The sequence below is a fragment of the Roseivirga thermotolerans genome (assembly GCF_014653175.1).
GTDB classification, from domain to species: Bacteria; Bacteroidota; Bacteroidia; order Cytophagales; family Cyclobacteriaceae; genus Roseivirga; species Roseivirga thermotolerans.
Map to the genome: position 1 here is coordinate 416,749 of NZ_BNAG01000002.1, position 18,173 is coordinate 434,921.

At 45.1% G+C, this 18,173-nt stretch carries 13 protein-coding genes; 4 read left to right on the forward strand and 9 right to left on the reverse strand.

Annotation, left to right across the window (positions count from 1 at the left end):
- Positions 1–23: 23 nt before the first annotated feature.
- Together IE164_RS07810 and IE164_RS07815 are read right to left on the reverse strand one after the other, a co-directional pair.
- Positions 24–2,063, reverse strand: a complete 2,040-nt coding sequence (locus IE164_RS07810) for a thioredoxin domain-containing protein (protein WP_189629654.1) — start codon at positions 2,061–2,063, stop codon at positions 24–26.
- Complete coding sequence (locus IE164_RS07815; protein WP_189629655.1) at positions 2,063–3,034, reverse strand: GSCFA domain-containing protein; 972 nt, start codon at positions 3,032–3,034, stop codon at positions 2,063–2,065. The genes IE164_RS07810 and IE164_RS07815 overlap by 1 nt, the downstream gene beginning before the upstream one ends.
- A 238-nt stretch (positions 3,035–3,272) precedes the next feature.
- Here IE164_RS07815 and IE164_RS07820 point away from each other — a divergent pair, with 238 nt between their 5' ends.
- Entirely contained in the window at positions 3,273–3,581 is a 309-nt protein-coding gene (locus tag IE164_RS07820; RefSeq protein WP_189629656.1) for an isoamylase early set domain-containing protein, read from the forward strand.
- A gap of 493 nt (positions 3,582–4,074) precedes the next feature.
- On the opposite strand, the gene IE164_RS07825 is transcribed toward IE164_RS07820, so the two are convergent.
- The 7 genes from IE164_RS07825 to IE164_RS07855 all read right to left on the reverse strand — a co-directional run bounded on the left by IE164_RS07825 (position 4,075) and on the right by IE164_RS07855 (position 14,943).
- A complete protein-coding gene (locus tag IE164_RS07825; protein WP_189629657.1) occupies positions 4,075–6,495 on the reverse strand; it encodes a DUF3536 domain-containing protein in 2,421 nt (806 codons plus the stop codon).
- 9 nt (positions 6,496–6,504) lie between these two features.
- Positions 6,505–8,451, reverse strand: coding sequence for a 1,4-alpha-glucan branching protein GlgB (gene glgB / locus IE164_RS07830; protein WP_189629658.1), 1,947 nt, complete (start codon positions 8,449–8,451; stop codon positions 6,505–6,507).
- Positions 8,448–10,079: a trehalose synthase gene (locus IE164_RS07835; protein WP_189629659.1), complete on the reverse strand. Its 1,632-nt coding sequence runs from the start codon at positions 10,077–10,079 to the stop codon at positions 8,448–8,450. The genes glgB and IE164_RS07835 overlap by 4 nt, the downstream gene beginning before the upstream one ends.
- Positions 10,080–10,082: 3 nt before the next feature.
- Complete coding sequence (locus tag IE164_RS07840) at positions 10,083–12,026, reverse strand: alpha-1,4-glucan--maltose-1-phosphate maltosyltransferase (protein ID WP_189629660.1); 1,944 nt, start codon at positions 12,024–12,026, stop codon at positions 10,083–10,085.
- Between the two features lie 295 nt (positions 12,027–12,321).
- On the reverse strand, positions 12,322–12,957 hold the full coding sequence (locus IE164_RS07845; protein WP_189629661.1) for a hypothetical protein: 636 nt from the start codon (positions 12,955–12,957) through the stop codon (positions 12,322–12,324).
- Between the two features lie 209 nt (positions 12,958–13,166).
- A complete protein-coding gene (locus IE164_RS07850) occupies positions 13,167–14,333 on the reverse strand; it encodes a DUF2911 domain-containing protein (protein WP_189629662.1) in 1,167 nt (388 codons plus the stop codon).
- Between the two features lie 70 nt (positions 14,334–14,403).
- Positions 14,404–14,943, reverse strand: coding sequence for a DUF4442 domain-containing protein (locus tag IE164_RS07855; protein ID WP_229838580.1), 540 nt, complete (start codon positions 14,941–14,943; stop codon positions 14,404–14,406).
- A 19-nt stretch (positions 14,944–14,962) separates the two neighbouring features.
- On the opposite strand from IE164_RS07855, the gene IE164_RS07860 reads away from it, so the two are divergent.
- Genes IE164_RS07860 through IE164_RS07870 form a run of 3 tightly spaced genes read left to right on the forward strand, consistent with a single transcriptional unit; the run spans position 14,963 to position 18,172 of the window.
- Positions 14,963–16,081, forward strand: coding sequence for an NAD(P)/FAD-dependent oxidoreductase (locus IE164_RS07860; RefSeq protein WP_189629663.1), 1,119 nt, complete (start codon positions 14,963–14,965; stop codon positions 16,079–16,081).
- Between the two features lie 39 nt (positions 16,082–16,120).
- Positions 16,121–17,575, forward strand: coding sequence for a Na+/H+ antiporter NhaC (gene nhaC, locus IE164_RS07865; RefSeq protein WP_189629664.1), 1,455 nt, complete (start codon positions 16,121–16,123; stop codon positions 17,573–17,575).
- A 12-nt stretch (positions 17,576–17,587) separates the two neighbouring features.
- On the forward strand, positions 17,588–18,172 hold the full coding sequence (locus IE164_RS07870) for a 3'-5' exonuclease (RefSeq protein WP_189629665.1): 585 nt from the start codon (positions 17,588–17,590) through the stop codon (positions 18,170–18,172).
- Position 18,173: the final 1 nt, after the last annotated feature.

The following is an 18,173-nucleotide window of genomic DNA, read 5'->3' on the forward strand; positions in this document are numbered from 1 at the left end:
TCTCGACAATGTGTGTGAACCACCTATTGCGATGCATTCTTTGATGCCTGTTGCATTTGTGCGAAAACATCTTCTACGTTGTTTACCGGCAGCTGGCAGGTTTTGTTGTAGCATACAAAGTAAGTGGTTGCAGAATTAATCATTTCTCTACCTTTTAGGAGGGCCAGGCCCGATGTGGCTTGTGGTTTTTTGCCGGCTATCACTTTATTGGGTTCGTATTGTTGATGCAGGGCTTGCACCTGGGCTAGGTTGTTGGTCACCATTACTACCTCTGCCGTGGGGTAAGTGTGCAGGGCATACAAGGTGGCCCACTGAGCCAAATCTTGTGGAGCCAACATTAGCACCCTATTCATGCGATCTACCATGTCGCGAGCAGCTTCAGTATATTCTTCATGACTCAACAAGTGCCCGAGTGTTTTCAGGTTGGTGGCCATTAGGGCATTGGAAGAGGGAATTACATTGTCGAATATTTCTTTTTTGCGTGCAATAAGCTCTTCGGCCCTGTTAGAGGTATAAAAAAACAACCCTTCTTTCTCATCATAAAATTCTGAGAGGGTGATGCTCGTAAGGGTGTTGGCAAGCATGAGCCAGTGTTCGTCAAAGCTTACCTGATAAAGTTTGGCCATGCCTTCAATCACGGCTGCGTAGTCTTCCAGATATCCGTTTATGCCGGCTTTTCCATTCTTGTAATTTCGGAACAGTCGCTTGCCATCGTCCATCATTTTTTGCTCAATGAACTGGGCGTTTTTGAGGGCTAGCAATAGAAACTTTTCTTCACCAAAGGTGGCGTAGGCATCGCAAAGCCCCGATAGCATGAGGCCATTCCAACCGCTGAGAATTTTATCGTCCAGTACGGGTTTTACCCGTTCGTTTCTGGCATTGAGTAGTTTTCGGTTGGCTATGCGCACAATATCCTTCAACTCGTCAATATCCAGTCCGTGGGTTTTGGCAAAGTCTTCGTCAGATGTTGCACGAAACGGAATGTTTTTACCGGGTTCCCAGTTGCCAGCAGTCAGGTTATAGTAGTCAATCATGAGTTCGGCATCCATCTGGAGCAGGTCATAGAACTCTTCGATTGTCCATAAGTAAAACTTGCCTTCTTCTCCTTCGCTGTCGGCATCCAGTGCGGCATAAAAGCCTCCTTCTTCCGAAGTCATTTCTCTTTCGAGCCAATCGATGGTTTGAAAAACAACCTCTTTGTACAGTTCTTTTTTAGTGGCCTGATAGGCCTGTGAGTAAAGACTTACCAGCTGACCATTGTCGTAAAGCATTTTCTCAAAATGTGGAACAAACCAATCCATGTCGGTAGAGTAGCGGGTAAAGCCTCCGCCCACCTGATCGTAAATTCCTCCCCGAGCCATGTGGTCAAGAGTGCGCTCCACATGGGTTAGTGCTTCGGTGTTTTGATTTACGTGAGCCTCTTTGAGCAGAAACTGGTAAACTACGGGCATAGGAAATTTAGGAGCCCGGTTGTTTCCTCCCTTTTGCCGGTCGAAATTTTCAGCAAACTTTTGGTACATCTGGTGGACAGCGGTTTTTGTAAATGCCTGCCCCTGACCAATCAGTCCGTATTTTTCTACTTCGCTACGCGCCAGGGTGTTCATAAAGCCATCGGCCGATTTGGCCAATTGGTCATATTGTTGGCTAAAGGCCCTGTGAATTTGTATGCAAAGCTGAGCCCAGCCTTTGGGAGGAAAATAGGTACCTCCGTAAAATGGTCGCTGGTCGGGCAAGAGAAAGACATTGAGTGGCCATCCGCCCTGCAGCCCCATAGCGTGAACCGCCTCCATGTATACCTGGTCTACATCGGGCCGTTCTTCCCGGTCTACCTTAATGCACACAAAGTGTTCATTCATTATGGAGGCAATGTCTTCGTTTTCAAAGCTTTCCCGTTCCATTACATGGCACCAGTGGCATGCCGAGTAGCCAATACTTACTATAATTGGTTTGTTTTCCGCTTTGGCCTTGTCCAGAGCCTCTTCGCCCCAAGGGTACCAGTCAACCGGATTATGGGCATGCTGAAGCAGGTAAGGAGAGGAGGTTTCTATAAGTCTGTTGGCCATTACTGAATCTGTTTTTTGATTTGTGCTATTTCCTCACTAAGCGAAAGGGTGTGGCTCAATGATTTAAGTTGTTGGAGTGTGTTGTGCAGAAATTTCTGATGTCCTGCCGACTTGGGGTTAAATGGCCGGTGGTTAAGGTTTTGTCTTACTTTTTCCCACTGTTCCATTAGCTCCAGGTCTTTGGGGTGAATGTAGGCCGAAACGAACTTTTGCCAGATATAGTCAATGGCTTGTTCATTGGGATGGATCATGTCTTTTTCATAGAACCGATAATCGCGAAGGTCGTCCATCATGATCTCGTAGGCCGGAAAATAGTGTACATCATCTGCCATTTCGGTAATGTAGTGCGCAGCTAAACGGAGTACCGATTTGCTGGCGGAATTGAAGGGGAGTGTATCTCGTGTGTGCCGCACCGGACTTACCGTGAGCACAAACTCAATAGTGGGGTTGTATTGGTGAATGAGTTCTTTGAGGCTAAAAAATGCCGACACTATTTCTTCTGAGCTAAGTAGTTTTTTTTCGAACTCCTTTTGAGGTGTTTTATGGCAATTGGTCACCAACATGCGGGTCTTTTTTTGCTCATAAACCCAGGCCGTACCCAGGGTTATAAACAGCACACTGGCCTTACTGATTTGCTCATAGACTTTATTCAGGGCATCGTCCATGCGCTTGTGCAGAGTAGCTTTGGTTTTGGCACTGAAGCTCGAATGGAACTTGTAGTTCAGGTAAACGCCATCGCGTTTCAGAGTGGCCTGTTCCAATACTTCGGTACGTTCCAGAGCCAGTTCTAAAAGCTCAAAGATGGAAAGCGGGTTAAAAATTGTGCCCAGCGGATTGACCATAACCTCAAACTTGGCCGCCTCGAGCCGTTGGCCGATGGAATCGGAGAAGCAGGAGCCTACGGTAAGAAGCGGTGACGAATAGCCTATTTTGAGCCGGCTTTTTAGTTCTTCAATTTCTGTTCTGAACATGTGCAAAGATAAGGCTTTCCCGTGGCCACTGGTTCCTTGGAACGACCAATTTGAGAGACTTCTTTGGTTGACCACCCGCTACAGCAACTCTGTAGCTTAGTTTTTCTTTTAATTATATGGGGTTGAAAATGTGTTGATATTGAGTGAGTTATGAATGCAATCGTTTCACTTCATTTTTTCGATTTTTTTTGCTGTGCCTTCAAATTGTAAGAACATTTGTATGGTAAACTTTTTAGTGATGAGTATTAAAAAGCAGTATCTGAAAACCAAGCCGGTGGCTAATGTCACTTTTCAGTTGCCAGCCGAAGCTGCTGAGGGCGCCAGCAAGGTAAATCTTGTGGGCGAATTCAACGGTTGGGACAAGGCGGCTACTGAAATGAAAAAGCTTAAAACAGGAGACTTTAAGGCTACTGTTAAGCTAGAGACCGGCAAAGAGTACCAGTTTCGTTATCTGATCGATGGCGAAGTTTGGGAAAATGATTGGGAAGCCGATAAGTATGTTCCTAATCAATTGACCTTTGAAGACAATTCGGTAGTAGAGCTATAAGAAAGACATTTAGGACTTTCCATAGGTGAGTTCTCGTTTGAGACGGGCGGTTATTGGAAACAATACCGCCTTTTTTTGTGCCTAATGGTTTGAGTGAGGGAGGTATCCCGAAGGGTAAATACAGTAGTAGTAAAATGTCCCCCTTAGGACATCATTGCGGAATTTTCTTCTGAAAACTTCACATACGCAAAGGAAAATATCCGCAATCTCATTTAGGCTCTGTTGAGATACCGGATAAAACAGGCCTTTTTGAGAATTTAAGGCCTGTTTTTCCGGTATGACGTTCCTTTCTTACATCGAACTCAGGTTAATTAACAAAAGCTCGATTGCATATACACAATGTGTATACCTGGAACGGTAAAAGTGAAATTCTGACCCTAATGAACTGCCCCGTACTTGCTCGTCTGGTCAGGCAGGCTTAGGGTTCCTTTAAAAAGGCGGATTGTTAAGCTTCAGCTCTCGAATTATCTGATTTTCAGCAGAGATTTTAATCTTATCGGGCCACCTGCTGTTTTATGTAGCTTAGGTCTATGTTGATTTCCCGGGCTATTTCTTCCAGCGTGTCCATCAGGCCATTGTCATTCTCGGCAATCGGTCTGTTTTTTGCGTAGATCGATCTGCTCAATTCGAACACACTGTTTTGCAGGTTTACCAAAATGGGGTTTAGCTTCACCTTTTTATATAGCCGAATGGTGGCCAAAATGTCTTTAAGAATTTGTTGATTGGAAAGATCGAACAAAAACTCGGTGAACATTTCGTAGAGTTTATCATTGAGCCGGGCATTCAGCAGGTCTTCGTTCAGTTTTATATTCCACTTGAGCACTTCGTCACACAGTTCGTCCATTTTTTGAATGCTGAAATGGCCGTTGCTAAGCAGGTCTTTGAACTCAATATTAATTACGTCTTCAATATTCTGTTTGAGGGTTGGCGGAATTTGAAGGTTTTCTACCTTCATTACATTCAGAATGTTGTAGTTGCGATCGTAGATTTTTCTATAACTATCATAGGCCAGTTCTTCGCTTTGGGCCAGGTATTGATTCACGAGTTTCATTTGCTCGTCTTTGAACATACCAAAGAAGGAGAAGGTGTGGGCTTTAAAGCTGGCTTTGATAATGTCTACCACCGAGGCTACGTTGCTGCGTTCGAAAGCTGCATTGAGGGCATCGGAGATAGGAACAAATTCTTCGGTAGAGAGTCTTCTGGAAGTGCCACCTATGAGGTGGTGTTGCCCCAGGTAGAGCACCACAAAGCTAAATTCCTTCTTGGAGGTGGTCACCTTAGATTTCACCTGAGTGGTGCCGTAGGCGAGTTTTTGCATTCCTGCACTTTTGCGCTCAAAGAATATGCTGTTGCAGTCGTAATTGAGCACTGTAAGGCTTTGAGGATAGTCTGCAAAAAGAGAGGCTACCGCATAGTGCATTCCTACCTGTGTAAGGGAGAGTTGGTAAGGTTTTATGTGTTTCAGGTAAATGTCTTTTCCCGTTCCCTGACCCGGTACGTTGCTTTCGGCTTTGGCAAGGTCTTCCAGTAGTTGGTTTTCAAACCTTACCTCCGACTCGCTTTCGCCCAACTGAATGGCACGACAGGCATATTGCAGTATCTGTAAGGTTTCAATACCTGAAATATCGTTGAAGAACCAACCACAACTGGTATACATGAGCATGGCATTGCGCTGCATTTCCAACATGCGCATGGTGTGTGTGCGCTCTTCATCGGTTAGTTTACGACCTACATGCCGTTTCAGAAATTTGTTTAGGTTGGGTTTAGACCTATCGAGAATTACTTCGATGTACTCATTGCGCATGGCCCAGGGATCTTGAACCAGATTGCTTAATCCGTTTTCGAAAATAGCGATCATGGTTTGGCGGGCATTGTCCAGTGCCTGACGTAATGGTTCTCGCCACTTCTGATGCCAGTGTCCTTCGCCACCGGTATGGCAGCCGCAATTAGATCGCCAGCGTTCTACTCCATGTACACAACTCCAGGAGCTGTTTTCATGAATTTGAACTTCATGTTCTGGCTCAAACATAGCCAGGTATTGGGCATAATTGGTCAGCTGAGTCAGTTGGTTTTCTTCGATATATCGAAGACAGTAGGCCAGGGCCATGTCTCCATTTTTGTGGTGGTGGCCATAGCTTTCTCCATCGGTGGCTATGTGTACCAATTCACGCTTCTGGCCTCTATAGCCTTCCATAAGGTCTTGGGCAAAGGCTTTTCCGTTGCCTAAAACTCCCTTGAAAGCTACATTCTGAGACCTGGAGCCATCGTAAAAATAGAGTGCTATGCGCTCACCGTTGGGCAGTTTATACCAATAATGTTGGTTAGGGTCAATGCCTTCTGTCCAGTTGTCTTCTCCAATTTTTCTAAAACGGGCGGCTTGTCTGGGTGCGAGAAGAGTAAATTTTATGCCCTGGGCAGCCATTATGCTCAATGTTTCTGTGTCAACAGCGGCTTCGCCCAACCACATGCCTTCCGGGTTCCTCCCAAAGCGTTTTTTAAAGTCTGCAATGCCCCAAATAATTTGGGTTTCCTTGTCGCGCCTGTTGGCCAAAGGCATAATCATATGGTTGTATACCTGCGCCATGGCCGAACCATGGCCACCAAAGTTTTTCTGACTTTGCTTATCGGAATCGAGTATGGCCTGGTAGGTAACGGGGGCGTGTTGCTCCATCCAGGAGAGCAATGTTGGTCCAAAGTTGAAACTGATTTTGGAGTAGTTGTTGACTATATCTATAATCTTTCCCTCGTCATTGAGCACTCTGGAAAAGGCATTGGGGTAGTAGCACTCTCTGGTAATGCGCTCGTTCCAATCGTGGTAAGGGAAAGCACTGGGTTGAATTTCAATTTTTTCGAGCCAGGCATTTTCTCTTGGGGGCTGATAGAAATGCCCGTGAATACATAAATATTTTTCCATGTAGCAGACCTACTTCTTCTTGTTGGTTTTCTTAGTGCCCTTTGTGGGCACTTGCTTTAAAATAATGACCGAAAGCGGAGGTAAGGTAAGCTCCAGCGAGTTTGGTCTTCCATGGTGAGGGTGTGCTTCAGAAACCAGTTCTCCGGCATTGGAAACTCCGCTACCCCAGTAGTCTTTGCTGTCGGAGTTGAAGATTTCCTGCCAGGTGCCGCCATTTATGCCAATGCGGTAGCCGGTTCTTACCACGGGGGTAAAGTTACAGACTACGGCCAGGTTATCAGATTCTTTGTGGCCTTTTCTGAGGTAACTAATTACTGAATTGTGGTAGTCGTTCAGTTCAATCCACTCAAATCCTTCGGCCGAAAAGCTGTACTCAAAAAGGGCCGGTTCTTGCCGGTACAATTGGTTGAGGCTTTGGGTAAGTGCCTGAATCCCCCGATGCGGAGCATGGTCTAGCAAATGCCAGTCTATTGAGTAGTCGTGCTTCCACTCTGTGGTTTGACCTATCTCTCCTCCCATAAACACCAGTTTGGTTCCGGGGTGGGTATACATATAGGCATAGAGCAATCGCAAGTTGGCAAAACGTTGCCATTCATCGCCCGGCATTCGGTCAATTAATGGCCCCTTTCCATGAACTACCTCATCGTGAGAGAGGGGAAGCATAAAGTTTTCCGTAAAGGCATAGTTCAGGCTAAAGGTTATGTTGTTTTGATGGTATTGTCTGAAAAAAGGGTCTTTTTTGAAATATTCGAGTGTGTCGTGCATCCAGCCCATCATCCATTTCATGCCAAAACCCAGGCCTCCAATATAGGTTGGGCGCGAAACTGATGGCCATGCGGTAGACTCTTCGGCAATGGTTTGTACGCCTTCAAAGTTTGCATAAACGTATTCGTTAAGTTCTTTAAGAAAAGAGATGGCCTCCAGATTTTCGCGCCCCCCGTACTGGTTAGGAATCCACTCACCTTCTTTTCGCGAATAGTCAAGGTAGAGCATAGAGGCTACGGCATCTACCCGAAGACCGTCTGCATGGCACACATCTAACCAAAAACCGGCACTGCTAATGAGAAAAGCACGCACCTCGTTGCGGCCGTAGTTGAAGATATATGAACTCCAGTCGGGGTGATATCCCTGCCGCGGGTCGGCATGTTCGTATAAGTGGGTGCCATCGAACGTATAAATGCCGTGTGCATCGTTGGGGAAGTGGGAGGGAACCCAGTCTAGAATTACCCCAATTTCTGCCTTATGGAAGGCATCTATCATGGCCATAAACTCTTCGGGGGTGCCGTAGCGAGAGGTCGGGGCAAAATAGCCCGTACACTGGTAGCCCCATGATCCAAAGAAAGGGTGCTCCATAATGGGCAGCAACTCAACATGAGTATAGCCCATTTCTTTTACGTAGTGTACCAATTCTTTGGCCAGCTCATTATACGTGAGCGATTGGCCATTGGCCTTGCGTTTCCACGAGCCCAAGTGCACTTCGTATACAGCATAGGGCCTGTTGAGCGCATTGCGTTCTTTGCGGGCTTTCATCCAGGCCTTGTCTTTCCACTTATAATTGGCTTCCCATACCAGAGAGGCTGTTTTGGGCGGAACTTCCCAATGTAGGGCAAAGGGGTCGCCTTTTTCCAGTACTTGTCCTTCCTGGTTGGAGTGAATCTTGTATTTATATACTGTGCCTTTTCCTATACCCTCTACAAAACCTTCCCAAATGCCGGTGCCGTCCCAGCGAGGGTAAAGTTCGTAGCCTTCACCGTTCCAGAAATTGAAATCACCAATTACCTGAACCTTACGGGCATTGGGAGCCCAAACAGCAAAGAGAGTCCCTTTTTTGCCTTCATATTCGATGATATGCGATCCCAGCTTTTCGTATAGTCTAAAGTGTTTGCCCGACTTAAACAGGTCGCTATCAAAATCGGTCATTAGCGAATGAGCACTTACGTATTGATGTTCTTTCATGATAATTCGTCTAAAATCTGCTTTATTCCTGTTAGCGGAATTATTACCCAATCGGGCCTGGCCTTCAACTCATAGCCTATTTCATATACTGCTTTTTCCAGCAGATGATATTGCAGCAGGTATCGGATTTCGCTTTCGTAGCCAATGTCCAGGTTATTGGCCATGGCCTCTTTTACATAGCTATTGAGAAAAACTGCCGAGAGAGCTCTGTAGTACTTTTCACCTACCAAAAAGCGATCTTCAACAGACAGCTTATGTTTGGATTTTTCATCGAAAATAACCGCGTAAATACCGTAGTGAAACGAACGAAGCATACCGGCTACATCTTTAAGCGGAGTTTGCTTAACCTTGCGATCGCGAATGGTGCTTTCCGGTTCGCCTTCATAGTCAATTATGTAGAAGTCGTCATTCGGGGTCATAAGAATCTGCCCCAGATGCAAGTCGCCATGTATGCGAATGCGGCTGGAGTTGAGTCGTGTTTCTTCAAAGGCCAGAAACTGGGTAGTAATTTTTTCTCTCGATGCCACAAACAGTTCGGCATATTGACGCGCAAGGCCTTTGAGTTTACTCAGGTTTTCTTCAACCAAAATAAAGCGGGCGTTGAGTTGGTAGATGATTCTGTTTTTGAGCCATACGGTGTAATCGCCATTGAATGGAATAGGGTTAAACTTGGTGTCTACTTTGTTGCTAAATAGGGCAATGTGCATTTGTGCCACTCTAAGGGCCATGCGTTCTACTTTTTGCAATGCATCGTCACCTATGAGCAAACGAAAGTCAGACCTGAGGGCCTCTGTTTCTCTAAGCTCGAAATTGAGAATGTCTTCGATGTCTTTGGGGGCAATTGAGGTGGCTTCAATACGTTCAAAATACCCCTTCATCATGTCGAGGGTATGGTTCCATGCTTCGCCCACATTATCAATGCGTTCCTGAATTATACCTATGGAAAGTACGGCATATTGATTTTTAACCCAGCTTATACTACCACCATACTTCGGGCTGTTTTCAAAATAGCTCTCATCAGATAGAAACTTGGTAATTTCCAGATCGGGATTGGCATCTTGAAAAAGTCTTCTGTAGGCCTTAAAAAAGTATTTGCCGTTGTATTCTATGGAGGTATTGCTTTGGTCGAAGCCCATTACTTTAGAAGATTCATAGGGAGGGCTATTGCGCAATACTTTGCCGCGTTCAAAGCTTAGCTTGGTGTGCCCATCGGTTATACTTTTCTGGGAGAGAATTTGATGGTACAGGGCTTTTCGAAATGGTTCGAAGTATAGCGCATCAACAATAACTCCTTCATGCGCATCTATTGAAAGGGAATGAACAATGGCTATTTCATGATCTACCGCTGAACGGTCTTTTACAAAAGCCAGAGTCATAAAATAGTACTCGGTGAAGCCTGCTGCAAAGTTGACCTCAATGGTAATGAAGAAGGCCGTTTGGTGGTTGGTAATAGAGAAAGGCATGGCCATCTCTATCCGGCAGGTTTTTACCTTTTGACTTTTGGCCGCGTACCACCGCGTACCCATCATGTAAGAGGGTAATATTTCGCTACTCAGCTTGTGCCGAAAGCTATCGTTCCGAAAATGTTCGGTCCAGGCGGTATCGAAGGATGTGGTGGTGTTGGCCATGGCTTAGTAGTTGATGGTAAATATGTGATAGGGGAGTTGGTAAGGATCCAACTCCACATAGTTCCATTCCTGGTTCCATATGTAGCTATTGCCCGTAACCAAATCGGTTACCCGCATGGGGTGCGTGCCGCCAATACCCATTTTGTGCCTGGGTACCTGCACCCAGCCGCTTTGTCGGTTGTAGGGGTCAAGATTAACCACGCAGAGTATATGATCTTTCTTGTCTTCGCTTTGTTTGAAATAGGCCAGAAGCTGGCCATTGTCTATGGTACAAAAGTCTATGTTGTTGGTATAATGAAAAGCCTTATGGTCTTTCCTTATTTGGTTTATTCTGGCGATCAGTCGGGTGAGTTTATTGGTTTTGGACCAGTCCCAGTGCTTTACCTCATATTTCTCAGAGTGCAAATACTCTTCTTTGCCAATAACTGCCTGGTGCACAATCTGCTCATAGACGGGGCCATACATGCCAAAGTTGGAGCTAAGTGTGGCGGCCAGCATGTGGCGAATAATATATAAGTTCTCATTGCCTCCCTGAAGAATCCAGGGGTTAATGTCGGGGGTGTTGGGCCAAAAGTTTGGTCTGAAGTAGTCTTTCATGTGCCCCCTGGTGAGCTCGGTCATGTACTCAATAAGCTCCTGCTTGTTATTGCGCCATGTATAATAGGTGTATCCCTGAGTGAAGCCAATTTTAGCCAAACGTTGCATGGTTTTAGGTTTGGTAAAGGCTTCGGAAAGAAAAAGCACATCGGGGTCTTTCTTCTTTACTTCCGCAATGAGGTACTCCCAAAATCCAAATGGCTTGGTGTGTGGGTTGTCTACCCTGAAGATTTTTATACCCAACGCATTCCAGTGGAGTACAATGCTTACAAATTCATCCCACATGTTTTCCCAATCTTCCGATTCGAAGTATATGGGGTAAATGTCCTGATACTTTTTGGGCGGATTTTCCGCATACTGTACGGTTCCATCAGGACGCCATTTGAACCAGGAAGGGTGTTGTTTTACATAGGGGTGATCGGGAGAGCATTGCAGTGCAAAATCCATGGCTATTTCAATACCATGTTGGGCGGCCGTTTCAATTACTTTTTTAAAATCATCGAAGCTGCCTAATTCGGGTAAAATATCCTTATGTCCTCCGGTGGTATTGCCAATGGCCCAGGGCACTCCCACATCATCGGGTTGAGCGGTGGTAGAGTTGTTTTTACCTTTTCGGTGGTTGGACCCAATAGGGTGAATGGGTGGGAAATAGATTACATCGAACCCCAGTTTAGCCACATACGGAATCACGTCTAAACAGTCTTGAAAGGTGCCGTGCTTACCCGGCTCTTTGGCCGTGGAACGAGGAAAAAATTCATACCATGTGCTAAAAAGCGCTTTCTTACGATCTACATAGAGGGGTAAGTTCTTTTCGTAGGTAGTAGCAAAGGTTTTAACCGGATTATGGAGGAAAATGGAATGGAGTGTTTCCGATCTTGCTTCTTCTATGGCCTGCTGGTAAGCCTCGGGTTTTTGGAAGATTTCAATGAGCCCTTCCAGATAGGTTGCATTTTTTTTGTCTTTCTTTTTGGCCTCTTTCAGATACTGAATTCCATCCAGAAGTTCTACGTCAACATGTTGGTTATCGGCTATTTTGCGCTCGATGTTGTGTTGCCAGGTGAGCGGATAATCTACCCAGGCTTCTACGGTATAGAGGTAAAGCCCTTGTTTTTCTACCTGAAATTCCCCTACCCACCGGTCGTTGTCGCGATGTTGCATGGGGGAGTATTTCCATGTTTTGGCTTTCTCGTGTTTGTATTTGATATGGGCATTGAGCACATCGTGTCCATCGGCCAGAATATCGGCCGAGACTTCGAACACTTGGTCTACCACTCGTTTGGCGGCATGTTGCCCGCAATTGATTTCAGGGGAAACGTTTTCGATGACAACACGTCTTTGACCGGATTTCATTTTATGATTGTTTTTTGGTGTAAATGAGGCGAAGTAGTTAAAACTCAAAGGGTATTGGCCTTTATGCCTTAATGAAAATAAAGAAAAATATATGGGCTTATCAAACGCCCGTAGCCTAATTCTGATGCAAACGGTTGCTCTCTTTTGGTTGTGCTTTTTTACTCGTGCACAGGGTTGAGGCCGACTTTTTTGGGACGAAATTCAAAGAGCCTTAGGCGATGAGACAGCAGGATAAAAAAAGCTAGCCCATCAGGCTAGCTTTTTTTGTGATAAGTGTTTAGGTGTAAGGGTGTTTTTAGCTCCACTTGAGAGCAATTTTTTTAATGTCTATATCCCACGAGTTCTCTGCCTCTTCTTTGCTGCTAAGCTCGCTTCGTATCTCTTGCCACAGGGCCTTGTTTCCGGTGAAATAGGAGGCCTTGGGCACTATATCGTCTTGCAAGGCTATGCGGTTATCGTCCGCGTCTTTGAGGTTGTTGTTCCAGTCCAGCTCATTCACTTTGTATTTCATTCGGAATAATTCCAGAAACACCTTTTTGATTTGAGCATTACTGTCGGTAAGCTGTATTTGAGCAAAAAAGAGCTGGTCTCTGTAAAGGTGCATTTGAAGTATACACTTAATGCCCTTCACATTAAGTTTATAGAAGAGGGTAATCTGAGTATCGAGGGGGAGACCCTTTTTTTGTGCAAAGTTTGGCTTGCCAAACAGCCTTCTTATTTCTTTTTGGGTTTTGCCAAATTCTACTCCATAAAACCTAATGTGTTTTTCTGTAGAATAGCTTTGGTTGGTGTCTCGGCTATGAAAGTTAAAGGCCGATGAAACATTGAGGGCATTCCTGGACTGGTAGAAGTCTTCCTTGCCCAAATAATAGAGCTTTCTCCTTTTCCTGCTGCCAAATAATGACAAGAAAGGCAAACTATCAGTTCGCATAACATTTAGTGTTTAGGTGGTGTTTGTTCGTTAAGAACAAGGTGAAGTTAGAAAAACTAGCGAGAAAAAAATAATCTGTAGCAACATAAAAATCGGCTTTTAGAAAGACTAAAAGCCGATTTTTAGAAGGGATCAGATGGAAAACAGTTGTCAACGGCAAAAAAATGTATTTATAAAAAATACTACTTTTTTTGGCCCTTTTATTCTTCTTATCTAAAAGTGAAATTTACAAAATAAATTGTCCTATCCCATAAGAGCTCTAAACTGCCTCCGTCTTTGGTTTCTACCACCTGGATGGTAAAATCTTCAATGGTTTCAGCATTATTTTCGCGTTGCATGGGTACTCTCATAAGGTCTCGTGATTGATCGTAGGCTTGGCCGTTTTGTCCGGTTTGTTGGTTAATGATGAGCGTGCCACCTTCTTCTTCAGGAATGGAGAAAAGGGTGTATTCTCCGGCCGGAATTTTTTGCCCGTTTATATATAGGTCTTTGCTTGTAGAAAAGTGGCTGGCGGCATTGGCTCCGGTTCTCCATACTTTGCCATAGGGTACTATGCCTCCAAAAATTTCTCTTCCGCGTTTTTGAGGAGAACCGTAGGTCACTTTAAAGTCGGAGCCGCCAAAGCTAAATTCGGCTTCGCGTGCTGGTGATAGAGTGCCAAATGGAGAGCCTTTTTCGTCTATGGCCAAATATCGCTTGGTCAGTGCATCAAAATCTAGTTCGGCCACGCGCTCAACAATCAGTTTACGTGTTGTTTCTTTGGCGTCTAGCTCTATCAAGTCTCCTGATGCATTGGTTTTTACATACATCACTCCGCGGCTGGGGTGTCTGAGTGTGTAATTGTTGGGTTGGGTACGGTGAATAATAAAGTCAGAAGCTCTTCTGCCTGTAAGCAGGTATTGATGAATGGAATCGGCAGCCGAATTATTGGCTCTATTGAAGGCTATGTCGTACGGCCAGTGCACCATGTCTATGAATGGCAGGTATGTGCCGTCATTGGCCATAGAATATGTAACCGCACCGTTGCGTCCCTGAGCAGTTATCTTAAGGCTATCGCCACTGGCACTTATTTCCTGAACAACACGGCCTTGTTCCGAATTAGAAAAGTCATCTTCGTAGGTGGTGGCTTCCATGGCAATGAGGCGGTTGCTATCGTCCCACTCTATGCTGTAGCTGGTGAGGCTGATTCTCGGACTCCTCAATACCACATCGGCCTCTAACTGGCGGCCAGACTTACTAATTCGCTCAATGGCCAGGGTGTCGTTGCCCAGTTTAGTTACCAAATAGTAAGTGTTACTTGCTTTACTGTCTGTTGAACCGGGCTGGCAGGCTATTATGAGCAAGCCAGCCATTAATGATAGAATTACTTGTTTCATGGGGTTAATGGTCAGTTTCCATGAAATTAGTTGGCGAGAGGTGCTTCTGTAACTTCTTTTATATCAGTGGTTAAACCTTAGTTTTTACTTTGGACCACTCTTTTATTTGCCAGTAAATTCTGCCGGTAGTCAGGTGGTTTCCTTCTTTATCATGAGCCTTAACCTCGCAACACACCACCACGGCTTCATTTTTTTCTAAGGGGGTAATGACCTCTTTTTGCAGCCATTCCTGGCTAATGGCAAAACTTACGGTGGTTTCCATCTTGGCTTGGTAGTGATAATCCATTTCCAGCTTTTGCATTATAATTCTATACTTTTTAGCCCCCAGACAATTGAGCAGTACCAGTCCGGTGGAGTATTCGGAGGCTGTGGCTAGAGCACAGGCGTGGATTCCTTTTATATGATTAAAGTTGGCCCTTTTGTACGGTATATGAATGTCTACGCCAAAATCGGTTAGCGACTTAATACGAAAGCCATGAGGTTTGTTGAAGGGAATCATTCGAGCCAACCCAAAATTGAGTAGTGAAAGGTGTTTTTTAGAGGTTTTGGCTTTCGCCATTAGAGTAGCCGTATCGAACATGGGTAGAAGAGTTTGTTTTAATTTATACATTCTTGCTTAATTTCCGCGCATGTTGAGTTTTTGGGAGTCAGATTTCTATACTAGTTATGATCATATAGTGGTAGGCAGCGGTATTGTGGGCTTGTCTACTGCGCTTTCTATTCGGGAAAAACTACCCAATGCCCGTGTACTGGTGCTTGAGAGGGGACATTTTCCAACCGGAGCAAGTACTAAAAATGCAGGGTTTGCCTGCTTTGGTAGCCTTTCTGAGATTGCGGCTGATTTGGAAAAACTTTCTGAAGAGGAAGTGTTGAAATTGGTTCAACTTCGGTGGGAGGGGCTTCAACTGCTGAGACAGAGGCTGACCGATGAGGCTATCGACTTCAGAAATTATGGAGGCTATGAGTTGCTTCGTGCCAATGAAGTAGGAGTACTGGAACAAATGGATAGGGTAAATACTCTGCTTAAGCCCCTGTTTGGCCAGCCGGTCTATTCGTTGGTCAATGAACGGATTGAGTCTTTTGGTTTTCCTAATAGCCGGGTTGAGGCTCTTGTTTTCAACCCTTTTGAAGCTCAGATTCATTCAGGGCGAATGATGAAACGACTTACGGCTCTTGCGACCTCCAAAGGAGTGGAGGTGATGACCGGTGCTCAGGTAGTTGCCTTTGAGGAGCAGTCGGGTTGTGTAGAGGTGGCGCTGGCCAATGGCCCTAAGTTGAGGGCTGGGCAGTTGGTGTTTTGCACTAATGCTTTTACCCGATATTTCTTTCCTCATGCCGACCTGGAGCCGGGAAGAGGAGTGGTGTTAGTTACTCAGCCAATTGAGGGGTTAAAGCTCAAAGGAACTTATCATTATGACGAGGGCTATTACTATTTTAGAAACTATGAGAACCGGGTTATTTTTGGAGGAGGAAGAAATCTCGATCTCAAAACAGAAAACACTACTGATTTTAACATCAACGATCGTATACTCAACCAACTGAAGACGGATTTACAAGAACTTATATTGCCGGATACCCGCGTAGAAATAGATAGGGTATGGACCGGGATAATGGCTTTTGGCCCTAATAAGAAGCCTATTGTTGAGCGGGTATCTCCAAGGATCACTATGGGAGTACGGCTCGGAGGTATGGGGGTTGCCATTGGCAGCAAAATTGGCCAGCAGCTTGCGGAAATCGTCTGCCAATAATTAAATATTTGCTATCTTCAACGCTTACCTATAAGACGTATGAGTTACCAATATCAGAAGCCGTCTCTTTTTCAGGCATTTATACCCATAATTTTTCTGGTTGCCGTATTGGGAGTCAATGTGGCCATATTTGGAGATTCTTCTCTGGACGGATCGAATCAAATTATTTTAATTCTTTCGGCCGGAGTGGCCGCTCTTGTAGCTCTCAAGCTAGGCATGAAGTGGGAGGCCATTCAAAACGGAATAGTCAAGAGCATTAGCTCGGCCATGGCCTCGATTATAATTTTGCTCCTTATAGGTTCATTGGCTGGCACCTGGTTACTTTCGGGCATTGTACCGGCCATGATTTACTATGGTCTTCAAATCCTGAACCCAACATTTTTTCTGGTTGCGGCTTGCATTGTTTGTTCTATAGTGTCTGTGGCTACGGGTAGTTCCTGGACAACGGCCGCTACGGTTGGTATAGCCCTGATTGGAATTGGCAAGGCTCTTGGTTTGCATGAAGGTATGGTAGCCGGAGCGGTTCTTTCAGGGGCCTATTTTGGCGATAAAATGTCTCCACTTTCCGACACTACCAACCTGGCTCCGGCCATGGCAGGAACCGATTTGTTTACACACATTCGGTACATGACTTACACCACTGTGCCATCTATTATTATCGCCTTAATACTGTTCCTTATTCTTGGTTTCACCCACGGTGGAAACGGAGACATTGGAGAAACAGAAGCTATACTCTCGGCCATTTCCAGCCAGTTCAATATAAACGGCTGGTTGTTTTTGGTTCCCCTCGTAGTAGTGATCTTAATTGTAAAGAAGATGCCGGCTATTCCGGCCATTCTTATTGGGGCCTTGCTGGGAGCAGTTTTTGCGCTTGTATTTCAACCGGAAATGGTCAAGACAGTTTCCGGATGGGAAGGCAGCAGTGTGGAAATGAGCTTTGTGGGCATAATGAAGTCGCTTTATGGTGAAATAGCCATAGTAACAGGCAATGCCACAGTGGATGATCTCTTAAAGTCAGGAGGTATGGCCGGTATGCTTAAAACTGTATGGCTTATTCTTTCGGCCATGATTTTTGGCGGTGTAATGGAGGCCAGTGGTCTGCTCAAACGTATTGCCGAAGCGGTAATTTCTAAGGTAGAATCAACCGGCTCGTTAGTGGCTTCTACGGCCGTGACTACCATTTTCTTTAACGGAACAGCCTCAGATCAATATTTAGCCATTGTGGTGCCCGGCAGAATGTATGCCGATATCTACCGGAAGAAGGGATTGGCCCCGGAAAACCTAAGTAGAACGTTGGAAGATTCCGGTACGGTTACCTCAGTGCTCATTCCATGGAATACCTGCGGTGCTTATCATTCAAAAGTGTTGGGGGTAGCCACAGGGGCCTACTTGTGGTTTGCTTTCTTCAATATTATAAGCCCCGTAATGACTATAATTTACGCATACTTTAACATCAAAATCAGAAAAATTAAACCTTCAGAAACACCGGCATAGATAAGCTTCCATATGATGTTTCCACTATCCATTAGCAAAGACGAGGTGATGCAGTTTCCCTTACGACACTATGAGGGGAAAATTGTGGTAGCCGCTACAGAAGAACAGATTGAAGAAGCCATGCGGGAAATTAACCAACATGGGGTAGTGGGGTTTGATACAGAGGCCAAACCTACTTTTAAAAAGGGGCAAGTAAGAAATATTGGTCTTATTCAGGTGGCTACAGAGCAAAAGGTATATCTGCTTAGAACTCATCAATTGGGTATAATGGATAGTGTGCACCATTTTCTGGAAAATGATGAAATACTCAAGGTAGGCATAGGACTAAAAGATGATTATAACTTGCTGGATCGTTTGCGGCCTTTTGAGCCAGCCGGTTTTTTAGACCTCAACGATACATTCGAAGAGTTGGGGGCCGAAAATATAGGAGCCAGAAACCTGGCTGCAATGATTTTGGAAATTAGAATATCAAAATCGGCTCAAACCTCTAACTGGGAGGTAGACCAGCTCACTAAAAAGCAACTTCTGTATGCTGCCACCGATGCCTGGATATGCCTTGAAATATATAAGAAGCTCGATGGTTGGGGCTATCTTTAAA

Bases quoted from the DNA above. Each gene is read 5' to 3' on its own strand.
- IE164_RS07810 (WP_189629654.1), bottom strand. From the start codon at position 2,063: ATGGCCAACAGACTTATAGAAACCTCCTCTCCTTACCTGCTTCAGCAT.
- IE164_RS07815 (WP_189629655.1), bottom strand. From the start codon at position 3,034: ATGTTCAGAACAGAAATTGAAGAACTAAAAAGCCGGCTCAAAATAGGC.
- IE164_RS07820 (WP_189629656.1), top strand. From the start codon at position 3,273: ATGAGTATTAAAAAGCAGTATCTGAAAACCAAGCCGGTGGCTAATGTC.
- IE164_RS07825 (WP_189629657.1), bottom strand. From the start codon at position 6,495: ATGGAAAAATATTTATGTATTCACGGGCATTTCTATCAGCCCCCAAGA.
- glgB (WP_189629658.1), bottom strand. From the start codon at position 8,451: ATGAAAGAACATCAATACGTAAGTGCTCATTCGCTAATGACCGATTTT.
- IE164_RS07835 (WP_189629659.1), bottom strand. From the start codon at position 10,079: ATGGCCAACACCACCACATCCTTCGATACCGCCTGGACCGAACATTTT.
- IE164_RS07840 (WP_189629660.1), bottom strand. From the start codon at position 12,026: ATGAAATCCGGTCAAAGACGTGTTGTCATCGAAAACGTTTCCCCTGAA.
- IE164_RS07845 (WP_189629661.1), bottom strand. From the start codon at position 12,957: ATGCGAACTGATAGTTTGCCTTTCTTGTCATTATTTGGCAGCAGGAAA.
- IE164_RS07850 (WP_189629662.1), bottom strand. From the start codon at position 14,333: ATGAAACAAGTAATTCTATCATTAATGGCTGGCTTGCTCATAATAGCC.
- IE164_RS07855 (WP_229838580.1), bottom strand. From the start codon at position 14,943: ATGTATAAATTAAAACAAACTCTTCTACCCATGTTCGATACGGCTACT.
- IE164_RS07860 (WP_189629663.1), top strand. From the start codon at position 14,963: ATGTTGAGTTTTTGGGAGTCAGATTTCTATACTAGTTATGATCATATA.
- nhaC (WP_189629664.1), top strand. From the start codon at position 16,121: ATGAGTTACCAATATCAGAAGCCGTCTCTTTTTCAGGCATTTATACCC.
- IE164_RS07870 (WP_189629665.1), top strand. From the start codon at position 17,588: ATGATGTTTCCACTATCCATTAGCAAAGACGAGGTGATGCAGTTTCCC.